A 15450-nucleotide genomic window follows, 5' to 3' on the forward strand; every position below is an offset into this window, starting at 1 on the left:
ACCGGCGGCGCCCTTCGCGGTAGCCCAACGCGGAGGGCGCGGCAGCCTCGCGGCATGCACTGGCATCTCTTCCTGCGCTGTCCCGCGTTCGCCTCGCTTCACGGCTCGCACACCGCTGGTGATGAAGCCCTCGAGCGCCTTGTCACGAGAGGCCCCTGGCCGCCGGGGCCCCTCGTGTCCACGCTCAGGGCCGCGTGCACTCCCGGCCGCCGCCCGCGTGATACATCATGTCCTGGTACACGGTCTGCGCGACGATGGGCGTCTTGCTCACCAGCCGCTGCACCGTCTGGCCATTGCGCTGGAGCTCGAAGACAGGCGTGGTGCCCGGGACGAGGGGCACGGAGAACGGCGTCACGCCCGCGCTCGTCACGTCCAGCGTCCGCACGTCGGTGCCCTGGGTGATGACGAGCCGGCCCGGCTCCTTGAGGAAGGCGAGCAGCTCCACCTGATTCCAACCGGACGGGCCGCCCTTGAGCGCCATCGGAGGCGCATTCTGCTTCGTGGCGTCGAACGGCGCGTCCGTGCGGTGCCGGCGGTGCGTGTAATAGAGCGTGTCGCGGAGGATGGTGGGGCGCTGTCCCGTCTTGAACCAGGCGGTGTAGTACGCAATCCAATCCATGATGACGTAGCCGCGCTCCTGGGACGCCGTCATCCACGACTCGCAATAGTCCGTCATCGTCAGCAAGCTCACCCAGTCGGCATCGCCTTCGATGGCCTTCTCGAACTGCGTGCGGAACGCGAGGCTGTTCTGCGCCTCCCAATAGACACGCGTGCTATTCACCCTCGCCTCGTCGAACCGGTGGCGCACGTCCTCGAACGCGACGGGAGACATCCACATGCGGCCTCGCCGGTGCGCCTCCACGCTCCAGCGTCGCATCGTCTCGCCGGAGCTCGCCGGGCGGGAACCCCAGGTCGAGTAGCCGGCCACCATGTCGTTCCAATCCGAATAGAGGGTCGTGGTGGGGGCGGCGTAGTCGAGGAAGGGCCAGTAGGTGGTGGCGATGCCCATCGCCGAGAGCTGGTTCCGAAGGGTGGCCCAGTACGAGACGGGCTGGCGATTGACCCCGAAGCTGGCAAGGACGATGGCGCCGTTGTGCCGATAGACGGACGGATGGTTGGCCACAGCGGCGACCGCCGTCGCCACCGGGTCCGGAACGTCACCGGCCTTCACGGGGAAGTCCGGACTGAGGACGATGTGGAACTCAGGGTCCACCGCGAGCGCCGCCGCGAGCATCGTCTTGAGCTGGTTGTTCGCGTCGTTCGACGAGACCTTGTACGGATGCTCGTAGATGAAGCCGTCCAGACCGGCGGCAATCGCGCGGCGAACCTCCGTCTCGAAGTCACGCTGGCGCCAGTTGCCAGTCCAGGGCGGGCGCGGCAGGGGCCGGTCGCGCATGAGCCCACCGACTGAGCGGTACTCTCCGTTCCGTCCCTCGGGGTCCAGCCAGCTCGACCAGAAGTCCACCGACGGGTCCTTGTTCTCGAGGGAGATGGGATAGATGGGGTAGTAGAAGCCAAACACCTTCTTGCGTGCCGCGCGCAGCACGGACGTGGTGGGCATATCGAACGGGTAGCACGCCGACATGGGATTCGCGTCGGGCGCGGCGGTGGCGCTCAGCTCCAGTTCGAAGCGCATATCGGACGTGTTGGCCGCGGACTGATGGACCTCCACCGCGAGTACGTTCGTCCCAGTGACGAGCGCCGCCGGGGAAACCACCTGCTCCATCCAGGTGGTCTCCTCCGCGGGCAATGAGATGGTGGCAGGCGCCAGGGTGCGGTAGCCCACTGCGCCCGTGGGCATATTGCTACGGAAGACCTCCGCGCCATTCAGGTAGACGATGGCGCCGTCATCCCGCTGAAGCCGCACGAGCAGCTCACTCACACGCGACGCATCCTCCACCGTGAAGCGCGTGCGCAGATACGTGGTGATGTGCTTGCTATTGGCATTGGAGCCGTAGGACACGGTCGTCGCCAGGTCCGGCTCCCCGTAGCCCAGGGGCGCGGCGCCCTCCGCCCACGCGGCATCGTTGTAGCCAGGCGCGCTCCAGGCGGAGCCCAGGTCCGCGCCCGTGTCCTGGTAGCGCCAGGGCGCACCCGCCGCGACGAGCACCGTCGCCAGCGAGGACGCGGCCCGCGCCCGAGGACCGGGGGCTTCGGCGGCCGCGGCGGGAGCCTCGGTTTCCGCGGCAGTCTCCTCCGGACCGCCCGCGCACGAGACGGACAAGAGCGGTGTGAGCAGCCATGCGACAAGTCGCCCCCTGGAAAACGCCTGTGGTTTTCGCATCGTCGGACCTCGGGATTCCCTCGCCCAAAGCCAAGACGAGGGTGGGTTTCCAGGGGCATACGCTCAATTTCAAGCGACTGCGATTACCTTGAGAGCAATTCGACGACTTCCCTCTCCTACACGCAGACGCGACTGAGCGTGCTCGCGGCGTTGGCGGCGTGCGATGCGCTCATTCACCATGCGGCGCATGCCAACGCTCGAACAGCGCCTCGTGTCAGGCCCAGAAAGCCTCACGGAGTCGGAGATTGCCGCCGCCGAGGAGCGGCTCAATCACAAGTATCCGCCTGGTTTTCGTGCGCTCCTGCAAAAGCACGGTGCATTCAACCTGCGCCGACCGGGCAGCGAAGACGCCGTGTTCGAGGCGTGGTTCGAAGACCCCGCGCGTCGGTGGGCGACCGAGTAGCGGCGGCGGCACGGACGCGTTTGCGCCAGACCAGTCCGCCGACCAAGCCCACGCCACTGCCGCCCCCCCCACCAGCGCTCCCATTCCTCCAATGCTCGCCGGAGGCGACCCCGCCCCCTGCGTGCTCCCCCCTGCCAGCCCTGCCCTCCCACTGCAGGGCCCGTGCCCGTCTCCCCCAGCCTGCCTCCAGCTGCGACGGGAGGGTGTGTGGCAGCGCTGCTGTCGCCATCACCCTCGTCCGCGAGGGAGCACTCCGGTTGCGCCTGGGTCCGCCCAGCCTCAAAACGTGAGGGGACGGGGCGCAGGGGGGCCCATCGCGAAGAGGAGCGTCGTGGCCTGAGACAGGGGGGAACATGCGAGCAAGGCTCAACGCGCGGGCGGGCACCTGCCTCCTCGCAATGGTGCTGGGAGTGTGGGGCGGAGGGGCGTGGGCCGGGACGCCAGGGGCGCGGACGGTCGTCACGCTGGCCTTCGACGACGGACTCGAGGAGCAGCGCCAGGTGCTGGATATGCTTTCGGCTTCGGGGCTGAAGGCGACCTTCTTCATCATCAGCGGGCGGGTCGGCCAGACGGGATACTTGAACGTCGATGACCTGCGCCGCCTGGCCGCGGCCGGACACGACATCGGGGGACACACGCTGCAACACTCGGAGCTGGCGGTGATGACGCCCAAGAACCAACGACAGGAGATTTGCGAGGACCGCCTGCGGCTGCTCAGCTGGGGCTTCTCGCCCACCGCCCTCGCCTTCCCCTTCGGCTCGAACGATGCGGTGGTGAACCAGACGGCAGCGGCGTGCGGATACAACGCCGCGCGCGACGTGCGGGGCCTGGTGGATACCTGTAGTTCCTGCCCCACGGCCGAGACAATCCCTCCGCTCGATCCCTACGAAATCCGCACGCCCGCGACGGTGACGCGCGACGACGGGCTGGAGCAGTTGCAGTCGTGGGTCACCACGACGGAGGCCGCGGGGGGCGGCTGGGTGGTCGTCGTCTTCCACTTCGTGGAGCCGGACTGCACCAAGCACACCTATTGCGTGAAGCCCGACGTCCTCCGGGAGTTCATGGGCTGGCTCTCGCAGCGGGCACCGATGGGGACAGAGGTGCGCACAATGCAGGACGTCCTGGGCGGTGCGGCGCGGCCCGCGGTGCACCCCTTGCCCCAGTCGCCCACGGCCACGCTGAAGAATCCCTCGCTCGAGGACGACGCGAACGTCGACGGCGTGCCCGACTGCTGGCAGCTGGGCCCCGCCCACGGTGGCGCCGTGCGCGCCGAGCGCTCGGCCGAGGCGCACAGCGGCGCCTGGTCCTACCGGCTCGAGCGCGTGGAAGCGTCCGGGGGCGTCGCCTCGCTCCAGGTGCTGCGCGACGACGGCACCTGTGCACCGGCCGTGACGCCAGGGAGCGGTTCGCGGGTGAGCCTCTGGTACCGAGCCAGCACGCCGCTGCATCTGGAGGCGGCCGTGAAGGGGGCGGATGGGACGTGGAGGGTGTGGAACCGCGGCCCGAGCCTGCCACCCGCGGAGACCTGGACGGAGGCGTCGTGGGAGCTGCCCATCGCGCTGCCGGCCGACGCGTTCGAACTGAGCGTGGGCGTCGCCCTGGAAGGGGTGGGATGGGCGCTGGTGGACGACTTCGGGCTGGCGGAAGCGACGGCGCCCGCGGCGCGCCTAGTGCTGGACGCACCGACCGGCGGAGAGGACTTCGTCGTGGGCCAGAAGGTGGAGGTGAGGTGGTCCACGCTCGGCGAGGTGCGGACGCTGGACGTGGCGTACTCCACGGAGGCGAGCGCCGGCTGGGTGCCGGTAGCCACGTCGGTGGAGAACACGGGGCACCTCATCTGGCGCGTGCCCGACGCACCGAGCCAGGAGGCGCTGCTGCGCGTCGCCAGCACCGAGGATGGGACGGTGTCGGGCATGAGCGCGCCCTTCCGCATCCTGGCCGGGGGCCCGCAGCCGGACGTCGAGGAGACGCCACCCGAGGGACAGCCGCCAGGGGGGCAGCCTCCCGAGGAGGTCCTTGGTGACGGGCAGGTGAATGGCGAGAGCGGTGGTTGTGGGGGATGTGAGGGCGCGGGTACGGGGCAGTTGTTTCTCGCGGTGGCCGGTGGACTCTTCGCCCTCTCGCGTTCGCGAGCCAGGAGGAGATTGGGAGCACTGCCAATGCAAGGCGAACAGCGCGCCCCGCACCCGTGCTCATCCCTGGGGCCTGGATGCTGTCCACATCGGCCTCGACACCCGGCGAGGTGGCAGCGGAAAGAGTGACGCCTGAAGCAGCGGCGAGCCAGGCGCTGATGAAGAAGCGAGCCCCGACGCTTCGGGGCCGCTCCATCAAAGTGTGCTCCATGGGAGCGCGGCCCCCTCCACCGGCGCCGCGCTCCGCCTTTGATGACTTTCGGCCGGTCCACAGCGCTGTGCTCGTGCGCGCGACCGTTGACTGAGAGCGTTCCATAAGGACGCTTCGCCGCCCGGCAAGTCGGAGCCGCGTGGCGGCCCTTTCAACGCCTGCGCTCGACGCCCACGCCATCGTCGGCGCCGGCTCGGAATCCGCCGCAACCGGGCAGGTCAGCCTCGCTCGACTTCGCTCGAAAAGCGCGGCTAGAAGAGGCGATGGGGACATTCACGCATCGAACCGCGCTCGTGACTGGGGCTGCTTCTGGCATCGGGCTGGCGGTGGCGCGACATCTGGCAGCGGAAGGTGCCACACGGCTGATTCTGGTCGACCTCGCGCAGGAGGCATTGGAGGCGGTGACGCTTCCATGCGCGGTCGACCGGGCCGTGGGGGATGTGCGCGACGAGGCATTCTGGGAGGCGCTGGCGTCAAGGCTGGTGGGGCTTGACCATGCCGTGGTCAACGCGGGTGTCGCGGGGGCAGCGACCATCGTCGACCATGGCTTCGACGAATGGCGGCGCATCCTGTCAATCAATCTGGACGGTGCGTTCCTGACGCTGCGCGCCGCGATGCGTGCGATGCGGGGGCGTGGTGGCTCCATCGTCGCGACGGCGTCCGCGGCGGGCGTGAAGCCCGAGCCTGGCGTCGCGGCGTATGGCGCGTCGAAGGCGGCGTTGATTCACCTGGTGAAGGTGGCGGCGAAGGAAGGCGCGGCCGACCGAATCCGTGTCAACGCCATCGCGCCCGCGGGCGTCGAGACACCGGTATGGGATGCCGTCCCCATGTTCGCGGACCGGGTGGCGCAGGTCGGGCGCGATGCGGCGTTCGCCGAGCTCGCCGCCCTGGCGACGCCTCTGGGCCGCTATGCCAGGCCGGAGGAGGTCGCGCGCCAGATTGGCTTCCTGCTGTCGGATGACTGCGCGCTGATGACAGGCACGACCTTGCTGAGCGACGGCGGCTACACGCTCTGAGCACGCAGCCGTTCCTCCGGAGCTCACGGCCCGCGGTTCGACCTCTCGACTCGGCCTGCCCCCGCAATATTCCTTGACGAGAATATGCCTCACGAGGAATATACGTCCTCGTGATTGAGACCTTCACGGCGCTCGCCGACCCGAACCGCTTTCGCATCGTGGAATACCTGCTGGGGGGCGCTCGCTCGGTGGGTGCCATCGGAGAAGCGCTGAACCTGAACCAGCCGCAAGTGTCGAAGCACCTGCGCGTGCTGAAGGAGGCCCGGTTGGTGGACGTGGAGGCGCGCGCCCAGCAGCGCCTCTACGGCCTGCGGCCCGAGCCGCTGCGCGAGCTGAACGCGTGGCTGGAGCGCTACCGCGACATCTGGGACGAGCGACTGGGACAGCTCGACTCGCTCATCGAAGAACTCAAGACGCAGGACATGGAAGCAGCGCAGCGACATGCTCGAAAGAAGAAGGGATGAAGTGATGAGCCTTACGTCAGTGGAGTTGGAGTCGGACCGCACCATCGTCATTTCTCGCAAGTTCAATGCGCCCGCGCGCATCGTGTTCGACGCGTGGACTCGCGCGGACCTGGTGAAGCGCTGGTGGGCGCCAAAGGCCCTCGGCGTCACCATGGCGAGCTGCGAGGCGGACGTGCGCGTTGGCGGCGGCTACCGCTACGTGCTGCGCAATCCGGACGGCGGTGAGGTGGCCTTCTCCGGCCAGTACGCAGAAATAACTCCGCCCTCGCGGCTCGTGTACACGCAGGTCTTCGAACCGATGGCGGACGCGGGTTCGGTCACCATCACCGTCACCTTTGACGAGCGCGACGGAAAGACACACATGGTCTCGCGAGAACTGTATCCGTCAAAGGAAGTACGGGAGGCCGTCCTCGCGTCCGGCATGGAGCACGGCTTGCGCGAAACGATGGGGCAGCTCGACGCGCTCGTGTCGTCGCCGGGCCTCGACTGAGCCGGTGCGCCGCCGTCATCCGTGCGCGCTTCGCGTTGCAGCGGGGGCATGTCACTTGGAGTTGCCCCCGACAAATCGGGCAGCTCAGGGGTGAGAGTTGGCAGTACCGAACTCGCGGTGCGCCCCCTCGCGCCTACAGCCGCGTCGCACCAGACGCCGGCATCAGGCACTACGATGCGACGGTCTGCCCCTCTTGCCGGATGACGTCACCGCCCTGCTCTCTCCCCTCCATGCCGACCCTCCTGGCGATACTGCACATCGTAGGCTGCGTGGTGCTCGCGGCCGTCTTCTTCGCTCCCGCTGGAGTGCCCACGCTCGTCCACCTGCTCAAGGGCATCGTGCGGGAATACAGCCTGGTGATGCTGTTGCCGGCGCTCCTCACCGCGCTGGTGGCCGTCTGGATTTCCCACGTGGACGTATGGAGGTGGCTGCGCTGGGCGACGGCGGCATCCGCACTGCTCGTCGGCATCCTCGCGGCGTGGCCCGCCGCCTCCGCGTGGCGGATGGCCAGGGCGTCCGACATTCCACTCAGCCTCCGTGAGTATCTCCGTCCCCTTGTCGGCTCCCGCCCCCTCCCGAGCCACACCGTTCGTTTCGCCGTGGTCGAGGGGCACGACCTGCACGCCGACGTCTTCCTTCCCGATGCCTCCGCCTCCAGGGCCCGCCCCGCCGTGCTCTACTTTCACGGAGGCGGCTGGCGTGGCGGAGAGCGCGGCTATGCCCGCGCCTGGGCCGACTTCCTCACCACGCGGGGCTATGCGCTCATCTCCTTCGACTACCGGCTCTTTCCTCCTGCCACCGGCCTGAAGGCCCCAGGGGACGTCAAGTGTGGCATCCGCTGGGTCAAGGACCACGCGGCCACCTACGGTATCGACCCGGACCGGCTCGTCCTCTTCGGAGAGTCCGCAGGCGGGCACCTCGCGACCCTCGCGGGGTACACCGAGGGAGATGCTCGCCTTCCGTCCTCCTGCGCCCCCGGGGACACTTCGGTGGCGGCCATCATCAGCTTCTACGCGCCCAGCGACCTGGTGGCCTACGCCGCGAGCGCCCCTGCTCCGCTCAAGGGCTTCACGGGTGTGCCGCTGGAAGGCCACCGCGAGCTGTACGAGTTGCTCTCCCCCATCAACCACGTCGGGCCACGTTCCCCTCCCACACTCCTGCTCCATGGCGGGGCCGACAGCATCGTGCCGCTCGACGCTTCGCAAGCGATGGCCGCTCGACTGGCCCAGGCTGGCGTTTCCCATGCCCTCTTCACGCTGCCGTACGCGGAGCACGGCTTCGACATCTGGGATGGCGGCTTCGGCCGTCAGCTCGCCCGGGCGCTGGTGGGGCGGTTCCTCCAGCAGCACGCGCCCGTCAATTGAGGGCGCCCCCTCGCGCTGTAGGCAGAGAGCATTCCCCCATTCTTCGGGCCATGCGTCACGAGAGTCCTGCGTCTCGTCCAATGTGTACACATAGGCGGCGTCAGGGCCCTGCGACGGAGCGCCGGAGGCGCAGGCCGCCTGATGGTCATTCGACGCGTTGCGCGTATCGCCCGGGGCCCTGGCGGACGGCGAACAGGAGGGAGACTCTTCCCCGCTCACGTTGTTGTTCCCTCCCACATACCTTCGAGCCGTGCCGCGTGCAGTGACTGAGCTCATGAATGGGCGAGGATGCCTGTGGTTCACGCCAGCGCTTGCGCTTCACTCAAACGCGACGACCGAGGACGCGCTCGTGGCTGAAATCGTAGCGCGCAGCGAGCCGATGTGGTGACCCAGCACACTATCGACGCGCGCGACTCCATCTGATGACTGTGCCTATCCAAGATAGCGGCGCAGACGCAGCGACCGAACACCTCCCAGGTCCCCAGACTGCTCCCAGCGAGAGTCCACCTGAAGGACAGACTCCCCCTTGATGCGCATCGCCGGCGCGGAACTGTCACCGCGCTCGCTGGAGTCAACACAGCCCCACCAACAGGTAGCGAGTCGCCGTCTTCATGTCCCTCCCCAGGTCTATTCGGGGAACACGAATGCCTCGTCTCAAATGGAAGAGACAGGCCGGGCGACATCGTTGCATTGAATCGTCGGCAAGAATCGCGGTCCGGGACGCATGGCTCGCGGCGCCCTCCCCGGGCACGACACCACGCGCAAGCGAGGCTTTTTAGTCGACAAATGAGCCGTGAATAATCCACGCTGAAGAGCGTCCAGGTGGGCCAGTCGGTGAATGACTCCCCGCGCCCCAACGGGCCCACCGGCTTCTCAAATAGAAAGAAAAAGTTCGATGAACTCGATTGCTCGCGCAGTGATTGCCTCATCCATGTTCGCCGCTTCCTCCGCCTTCGCCCAGGACGTCGAGATGAACATCCACGCCGATGACATTGGCATGCCGTCGACCAGCATTTCCGTGGAGGGCATGTCCCCGGATGGCAACCCAGCGGGCGTCAACATGGAGATTCGTGGTGGCGGTACTCGCATGGAGGTGAACGTGTCGGGAACCGGAACTCCGCCTCCGTCGGGGCGACATGAGCGCAGAGAGCGCCATGAGCATCGCGAGGAAGTCGCGCCGCGCGAGCCCCCCGTCCGACATGTGCGGCACCATTCCGAGCCCGCGTTCCGCGACTGTGGGACGAACCAGGACCCGGGCTGCACCATGCAGCGCAACGGCCATTTCGCGATGGACGCGGAGACCTTCCACGGCTTCATGCAGTCCCTCAAGAGCACTCACAACGAGCTGACGCGGGAGGAAATGGTGGAGAAGGTGATGAAGCGGGCCTTCCTCACCGCGAAGCAGTTCGGCCTCGTCCTGGACCTGTTCAAGAACGAAATCACCCGCCTGGACGTGGCGAAGACGGCCGCGCCCCGCGTGGTGAACCCGCAGCACGCGCTGGGGTTCTCTTCCAAGTGGAGGAACTCCATCTCTGCTGACGAGTACGTGGAGATCATCACCGAGCAGTAATCCACGGGATGTCGTTCCAGCAGCCACCGCGCGCCGACGTAGCCCCGCCTACCCTGCCCCTGCGGTCCGCATCGCTGGCCGCGGCTCAGGGGAGAGCGAAGCTGGCGGGGTGTTGCGCCACATGCAGTCGCGTTGCCCCCTTGCTGGATGGATGAGCCGCCTGGTACGGCGTGTGCCCAGCGGGGGCCGCCAGGCCGCTCCACCGGCCTGGCGCACAGCCCAAGGGCCCCGTCAGTCATCTTCTCAGCCGGGTCGGTCAGCACCAGTAGAACCAGGGTCCGCCCTGGGCGTGCCGGCTCCTAGGAGCCGTGACGTGCTCGACGGTGGCTCAGTAGTAGTCTCGTAGGGTGAGCTGGCGCTTGCTGCCGTCTTTCAAAGTGAGCACCACCGTCTGACCTGCTGCGCGATATCGCCAACGCGAGAGTTCCGTGCCCGCGTAATCGGGGCCAATGGGCTTGCCATCAATGGCGATGATTTCGTCCCCCGCGTTCCAGCCCGAGCCGGCGGCGGGGCTCCCAGGGGCCACCAGCTTCACCACGAGCCGCCCCTCCGCGGGGAGGGCAATCAGGCCGGACCGGTCCTTGCGGAAGGGCTGCCGCAGCGCGCGGGCATCGGGGACCAGCATCAGCGTGTCCGTCGCATAGTCCGTTATCATCCGGAAGCGCCCGAGGACGGCGAGCCCCAGGTTGCCGAGGAGCCGGTCCGAGGCGGAGACACTCTTGCCCGCATCGTCGAACACCGTGGGCACGTCCTTCATGGTGAAGCCCGCCAGTTGGATGTCCTTCAGCGTCGCCACATCGCGCTCCCGGAGTCCGCCCACGGCTCCGGACAGCGTCCTGGAGCTGCGCCTTTCCGTGAGCAGCCCCGCTTGCTGCCAGTAGGCGGGGAAGAGCGAGAGCGCTCCGCTGTTGCCCACGTCGAACAGCACCGGAATGGGGGGACGGCCCTCGATGGAGATCTGGACGGCGCGCTGCCCACCCGCGGATTCAACCAGCGGGAGTCGCACCGCTCGCGGCGGAGCCTTGAAGCGGGACGCCTCATGGAAGGCGACGCGCCGGTTGGGGAAGTCCACGTCCACGACGAGCTGGTTGAAGGACTCCTTGCCCAGGACGACGGGCAGCGGGTGGCCTATCAACCGCGCGACCTCGGACAGGTCGATGACGGCGACCGTCAGCCCCGTCAGTCGCAAGTTGCCCAAGGTGATGTCCACGCCACCCGCGAGCTGGGCCTGTGCCTGTCCTCCGCTGCCGACCGCCGCGAGCTGCCCCTGCGTCTTCAGCCCCAGTTCACGCGCATAGGCCGTGTCGACCACCGTCATCTCGGCGCCGCTGTCCAGAAGCACCTGCGTCACCTGGCCATTCACCCGCGCTGGAATGTAGACGCGGTTCTCGTCGAAGAACTCGAAGGGGATGAAGCCGGTGCTGTGGTGACCTTTCGCGAAGCTCGCCTTGCGGACGTCCTGGGGGCGTTCGAAGACCACGGGCGGAATGGGTACGTTCAGCTCCAGCGTCTCCACCACCGTTCGTGAGTCGGAATCCGGGTTGTCGGTGAGCACCTCTTCCAGGAAGGGGATTCGCACGCCCTGGACCTGACGCCAGTCCCCCAGTCGCACGAAGCGGGTGACGTTGTCCTCGCGGATGCGCAGGCCGTGGAGGGCTCCGTCGGCCTCATTGAGGAACAGGTCGTAGAGGTCTTCATCGCCAAAGGTGACGCGCACCACCTTCCAGGCGTGGCCGTCGCGCTGCGCATCGGGTTGCAGCGCGAGCGTCGCGCCGGCGCTCCCCCGCAGCGCCGCCCCGAAGTCGAGCGCCACCTGGTGCCGGACATCGCGCGCGTCGGTGGGCGAGGCATCTTCGACCTGTCCGCTGGCGTTCAGCTTCCAGCCGCCATCTGGGGTGATGGTCATCGACTGACGCATCACTCCATAGTCCTCATCCCGGCGTGCCCTCCCGTCCCGGTGGCTCCAGGACTCCATCGGGCCCTGGAGTCCGCCTGTCACGGACTTCCCTTTCGCGTGGATGCTCTCCAGTTGCGTGAAGGCGTCCCCGCCACGCCACGCGAGGTGGCGTGCGAGGAGCGGCTGCAGCGCCTCTGCCCCGGCTTCAGAGGGGCCAAACAGGAGGGGCAGGGTCAGCAGAACCGCGATGAGGACTCTCATGGGGTGTCTCCGCGCTTGGAAGAGGAACGGGGCTGACGCCCGACGAGCTGGCGCAGCCCCGGAGGGCTCGAGTTGATGAGGGAGAAGGACCGCGCCAGCCGCGCGCGCGCGGACGGTGGAGCGCTCAACTGGATCTCCGCGGCCAGCCCACTGTGTTGCAGACAGGAGAGATAGACGCTGTCGCTCCAGATGGCCTGCTTGACGCCGGTGCCATCCGTCGTGAGCAGCGCCACCAGGAACTCGCGGGCATCCACCACGAGCGTGAGTTGCGCGCCCGGCCAGCGCTCCCGAACGAAGTCCGCGCTGGACGAGCGCACACAGGCGAAGGGAGCCTTGGGGGGTTCGTCATAGACAAGCCCCGCGATGGACACGCGTCTGGCGCTCGCTTCCGTGAGCGCCGGGGTGAGGGCCGCGAGGGGCGGCGGGAAGAGGTCGAAGAGCAGCCGCTCCGTGGCGCCGGCAATCATCGCCCGCGCGCGCTCCATCACCTGTGCATGGCTCTTGAGGTGGTAGATGCGGTCGTCTTGCACCGGGGCGTGGAGCTTGCGCAGCGCGTCCGCGGCCTCGCGCCTGCGCGTCTCGAAGCCACGCTGGAGCGCCGTGAGCACTTCGTCCGGAGGAACGGGCCGGAAGGAGCGGGGCTCGCCCTCCTCGACGAGCACCGCCCCCTTGTGTTCGAGCGAGGCGAGCGCCTGGTAGATGCTCGGAGGCGCCTTCCCCAGTGCCTGCGCGAGCCGGTATCCGGTGGCGGGCGCCCCCTTGAGCAGCTCGCAGTACACCCGCGCCTCCACCTCCGTGAACCCAAGGGCCACGAGCCCTTCATCCGCGTCCATGGAGAGAGTGTTATTACTGGTTGGTAATAATGGTCAAGTAACAGCGGGTCAAGGTGTGCCCCGATGGAGCCGTCGTGGAGACTGCGCCGCCGCAAAGGCAGCCGATTTCGCCGATGACAGCTCCCAACTCACGCCGGTGCTGGGCGCCTCGGTGCATCGCCCCCCCCCTGATGCGACCTGGCGTACCCGGAGGATGGTCCAACACGCCCGCGTGGGCCTGCTACCGTGCTCGCCATGACACGGGGCTCGCGACAGACGAGTGGGACGGGGGCGCGGTCATGAGCGCACAACGGGAGGTCCGTGCCGACTTCGACCGGACATCCATCGTGATGTATCAGGCGTATCCGGACGCCATCGCGGACGTGGCGGTGGCGAAGCAGAAGTTCGGTCCGCCCTTCTCCACCGGGAGGATGACCTGGATAAAACCCAGCTTCCTGTGGCTCATGCACCGCTCCAATTGGGGGCACAAGAGCGGGCAGGAGCGGACGCTGGCCGTGCGCATCCAGCGCAGTGGTTGGGAGACAGCCCTGGGGCTCGGGGTCCTCACCGCCTACGAGCCGAAGGCCCACGGCTCGCCGGAGGCGTGGCGCACGGCCTTCGACGCCGCGCCTGTCCATGTCCAGTGGGACCCCGAGCGCACGCTGCGTGGTGCAGGACTGCCCCATGACAGCATCCAGGTGGGGCTGGGCCGCGCCATCATCCAGCGCTTCGTGGAGGACTGGATTGTCTCCATCACGGACTTGACGCCACTCGTGCTGAAGTTGCGCAAGCACCTGGACACCGGACGCGCCGAGCAGGCCTCGCGACTGCTCCCCCCCGAGGCTGCCTATCCCGTGTCGGCGGAGCTCGTCCGTCAGCTCGGGATGCGCACCGGGCCATGAGAAGCCGCCGGGGCGTCACTCCGGGTAGGAGGTCTTCGCCCGCGCCTTGCGTTCCTGCTCCTGCCGCTCCCGTTCGTTCAGGTGGCGCTCCATCTCGCTCGCGCCCGCGCGTCGTTCGCGCAGCTTCTCTGGATAGCGCGCGGCGATGAGGGGCGCGAAGTGCTCGAGCGCTTCCTTGAGGTCGGGGAAGGGCACGTCCGCCTTCTCGACCAGGATCTCCCAGGGCTCCGACATGGAGCCTCGGGTCATCTCGAAGCCGACCCCCTTGTCCGCCCAGGTCCCTGGGACGTCGATGAGGACGCTGATGTATTCGCCCACCGTGCACGACTCGATGAAGACCGACGTCGGGTGCTGGCGCTGGCCTCGCTTGTCGCGCCGCTGGTAGGTGAGCGAACAGGCCTCGAGCGGTCTCAGCTGCGCCTGGACATGAGTCAACTCGGGGAGACCTCCCACGTCCGAGGTCGTCAGGAAGCCACCTTTCTTGAGGCCCGTAATCACCACCCCAATGCCACTGCCGAGGGCCATCACGGAGCTGATGATGACCAACACCTTCGTGCTGGAGTGCTTGTTGACGGGGCCCTGCGTGGCTCCCGTCACTCCCGATGCGTTGGCTGGCACCTCGGAGGTCTGATGCGCGGCGCCCCAGGGCATGGACGCAAGGCCGAAGCCCAACACGAAGGCCGCGAACCCGGAGACGCCCTGCATCAACTTTGGCGTGAGTTCGAAGGGCACCACGCCGAGCGTATTGAGCCACGCAATGGTCCTGGCCTCCATGATGGCGTTGCGGGACATCATCACGCCCAGCGCCCCGACGAGGCTCACGAGGGACCACACGCCAGTGACGGCGGGCACGTCGGGACCCGCGCGATTGCGACGCCACCTTCCTATCCCCGCGCCCACCAGCATGGGAACCCACAACAGCACCGACCTGAAGAACATCGCGGACTCCATCCGATTCATGGACATACCTTGCGTCAAGCCCAAACCCGCTCCAAGAACAAGTGCGACGCTCGCGCGAAGGACATGTCTCTGCGGGCTTGGACCTGTATCGCCCGGCGCACAGTCCGCGCACGCCCTCCAGCCCGCTCCCTCCAACAGGGAAAAGCCCGGCCACCCTTCGCGGGTGCCGGGCTCTTCATACCGCGCTCGCGGCTCCGAAAAGGCCTAGCAGGTCTTCCTGTAGAGCGCGAGGCAGTTGTCGACGAACTGCTTGTCGGTGCACTTGCCGTTCTGCTTGCAGGTCGCCCAGCCGTTGTAGCGAGGGTCCTTGCAGTACAGGAGCGTGACCCAACAGTTCGGGCCCATCGCGGAGACCTCACCGTCCGCGTCACCCATCGACGCCAGCGGCTCCTCTTCCGAGGTCAGGGGGCTGTAGTCGAGGTTGATGCTCTCACCGGACTCGGTCGTCACCGTCTCCACTGTGTCCGTCGGCGCATCCTCCGCGCCCACACCACAGCCCACGGCAGGAACCACGGCCAGCATGAACCCCAGGAGCAGCTTCTTCATTGTTGTTCTCTCTTCCTCGGAAATTGAAACGCCTGAGGATGGCGTTGCCATGTGGACGCGTCCCGTCCACGCCCACCACCCTACGACGAAGATAAACCAGACCTAAAGCAGTAAATCAGGAATTAAATGAAACCACAC

Annotated in this window: 13 protein-coding genes; 8 read left to right on the top strand and 5 right to left on the bottom strand. The window is 67.6% G+C overall.

The features are described 5' to 3' along the window. Window positions 1-184: 184 nt before the first annotated feature. The gene (locus BHS09_RS32355) at window positions 185-2224 is read right to left on the bottom strand and encodes an endo-1,3-alpha-glucanase family glycosylhydrolase (RefSeq protein WP_140799942.1); all 2040 of its coding nucleotides are present in this window, start codon (window positions 2222-2224) and stop codon (window positions 185-187) included. A gap of 223 nt (window positions 2225-2447) precedes the next feature. On the opposite strand from BHS09_RS32355, the gene BHS09_RS32360 reads away from it, so the two are divergent. From BHS09_RS32360 to BHS09_RS32390, 7 genes are all read left to right on the top strand, one after another. After that, on the top strand, window positions 2448-2687 hold the full coding sequence (locus BHS09_RS32360) for an SMI1/KNR4 family protein (protein WP_140799943.1): 240 nt from the start codon (window positions 2448-2450) through the stop codon (window positions 2685-2687). A 353-nt stretch (window positions 2688-3040) separates the two neighbouring features. Next, window positions 3041-4948, top strand: a complete 1908-nt coding sequence (locus BHS09_RS32365; protein ID WP_237079953.1) for a polysaccharide deacetylase family protein — start codon at window positions 3041-3043, stop codon at window positions 4946-4948. A gap of 345 nt (window positions 4949-5293) precedes the next feature. Next, complete coding sequence (locus tag BHS09_RS32370; RefSeq protein ID WP_140795245.1) at window positions 5294-6046, top strand: SDR family NAD(P)-dependent oxidoreductase; 753 nt, start codon at window positions 5294-5296, stop codon at window positions 6044-6046. A gap of 110 nt (window positions 6047-6156) precedes the next feature. Beyond that, a complete protein-coding gene (locus tag BHS09_RS32375) occupies window positions 6157-6510 on the top strand; it encodes an ArsR/SmtB family transcription factor (RefSeq protein WP_011556213.1) in 354 nt (117 codons plus the stop codon). Window positions 6511-6514: 4 nt separating this feature from the next. Beyond that, the gene (locus BHS09_RS32380) at window positions 6515-7000 is read left to right on the top strand and encodes an SRPBCC family protein (RefSeq protein WP_328285478.1); all 486 of its coding nucleotides are present in this window, start codon (window positions 6515-6517) and stop codon (window positions 6998-7000) included. A gap of 230 nt (window positions 7001-7230) precedes the next feature. After that, a complete protein-coding gene (locus BHS09_RS32385; protein WP_237079954.1) occupies window positions 7231-8364 on the top strand; it encodes an alpha/beta hydrolase in 1134 nt (377 codons plus the stop codon). A gap of 895 nt (window positions 8365-9259) precedes the next feature. Beyond that, on the top strand, window positions 9260-9934 hold the full coding sequence (locus BHS09_RS32390; protein WP_237079955.1) for a DUF4476 domain-containing protein: 675 nt from the start codon (window positions 9260-9262) through the stop codon (window positions 9932-9934). Window positions 9935-10262: 328 nt separating this feature from the next. Here the strand turns inward: BHS09_RS32390 and BHS09_RS32395 are convergent, their stop codons facing one another. Continuing rightward, entirely contained in the window at window positions 10263-12092 is a 1830-nt protein-coding gene (locus BHS09_RS32395) for an aspartyl protease family protein (protein ID WP_140799946.1), read from the bottom strand. After that, window positions 12089-12904, bottom strand: coding sequence for a TrmB family transcriptional regulator (locus tag BHS09_RS32400; RefSeq protein ID WP_237079956.1), 816 nt, complete (start codon window positions 12902-12904; stop codon window positions 12089-12091). The genes BHS09_RS32395 and BHS09_RS32400 overlap by 4 nt, the downstream gene beginning before the upstream one ends. 299 nt (window positions 12905-13203) lie before the next feature. Between BHS09_RS32400 and BHS09_RS32405 the strand changes: the two genes are divergently transcribed. Next, entirely contained in the window at window positions 13204-13806 is a 603-nt protein-coding gene (locus BHS09_RS32405; protein WP_140799948.1) for a DUF4291 domain-containing protein, read from the top strand. 15 nt (window positions 13807-13821) lie between these two features. On the opposite strand, the gene BHS09_RS32410 is transcribed toward BHS09_RS32405, so the two are convergent. Together BHS09_RS32410 and BHS09_RS32415 are read right to left on the bottom strand one after the other, a co-directional pair. Next, entirely contained in the window at window positions 13822-14745 is a 924-nt protein-coding gene (locus BHS09_RS32410) for a hypothetical protein (RefSeq protein WP_140799949.1), read from the bottom strand. A 225-nt stretch (window positions 14746-14970) separates the two neighbouring features. Continuing rightward, window positions 14971-15312, bottom strand: a complete 342-nt coding sequence (locus tag BHS09_RS32415; RefSeq protein ID WP_140795252.1) for a hypothetical protein — start codon at window positions 15310-15312, stop codon at window positions 14971-14973. Window positions 15313-15450 lie beyond the last annotated feature (138 nt).

This window comes from Myxococcus xanthus, assembly GCF_006402735.1.
GTDB lineage: Bacteria > Myxococcota > Myxococcia > Myxococcales > Myxococcaceae > Myxococcus > Myxococcus xanthus_A.

What these genes read in the sequence shown, in the direction of transcription:
- BHS09_RS32360 (WP_140799943.1), top strand. Translation starts at nt 2,448, where the DNA reads ATGCGCTCATTCACCATGCGGCGCATGCCAACGCTCGAACAGCGCCTC.
- BHS09_RS32365 (WP_237079953.1), top strand. Translation starts at nt 3,041, where the DNA reads ATGCGAGCAAGGCTCAACGCGCGGGCGGGCACCTGCCTCCTCGCAATG.
- BHS09_RS32370 (WP_140795245.1), top strand. Translation starts at nt 5,294, where the DNA reads ATGGGGACATTCACGCATCGAACCGCGCTCGTGACTGGGGCTGCTTCT.
- BHS09_RS32380 (WP_328285478.1), top strand. Translation starts at nt 6,515, where the DNA reads ATGAGCCTTACGTCAGTGGAGTTGGAGTCGGACCGCACCATCGTCATT.
- BHS09_RS32385 (WP_237079954.1), top strand. Translation starts at nt 7,231, where the DNA reads ATGCCGACCCTCCTGGCGATACTGCACATCGTAGGCTGCGTGGTGCTC.
- BHS09_RS32390 (WP_237079955.1), top strand. Translation starts at nt 9,260, where the DNA reads ATGAACTCGATTGCTCGCGCAGTGATTGCCTCATCCATGTTCGCCGCT.
- BHS09_RS32395 (WP_140799946.1), bottom strand. Translation starts at nt 12,092, where the DNA reads ATGAGAGTCCTCATCGCGGTTCTGCTGACCCTGCCCCTCCTGTTTGGC.
- BHS09_RS32405 (WP_140799948.1), top strand. Translation starts at nt 13,204, where the DNA reads ATGAGCGCACAACGGGAGGTCCGTGCCGACTTCGACCGGACATCCATC.
- BHS09_RS32410 (WP_140799949.1), bottom strand. Translation starts at nt 14,745, where the DNA reads ATGTTCTTCAGGTCGGTGCTGTTGTGGGTTCCCATGCTGGTGGGCGCG.
- BHS09_RS32415 (WP_140795252.1), bottom strand. Translation starts at nt 15,312, where the DNA reads ATGAAGAAGCTGCTCCTGGGGTTCATGCTGGCCGTGGTTCCTGCCGTG.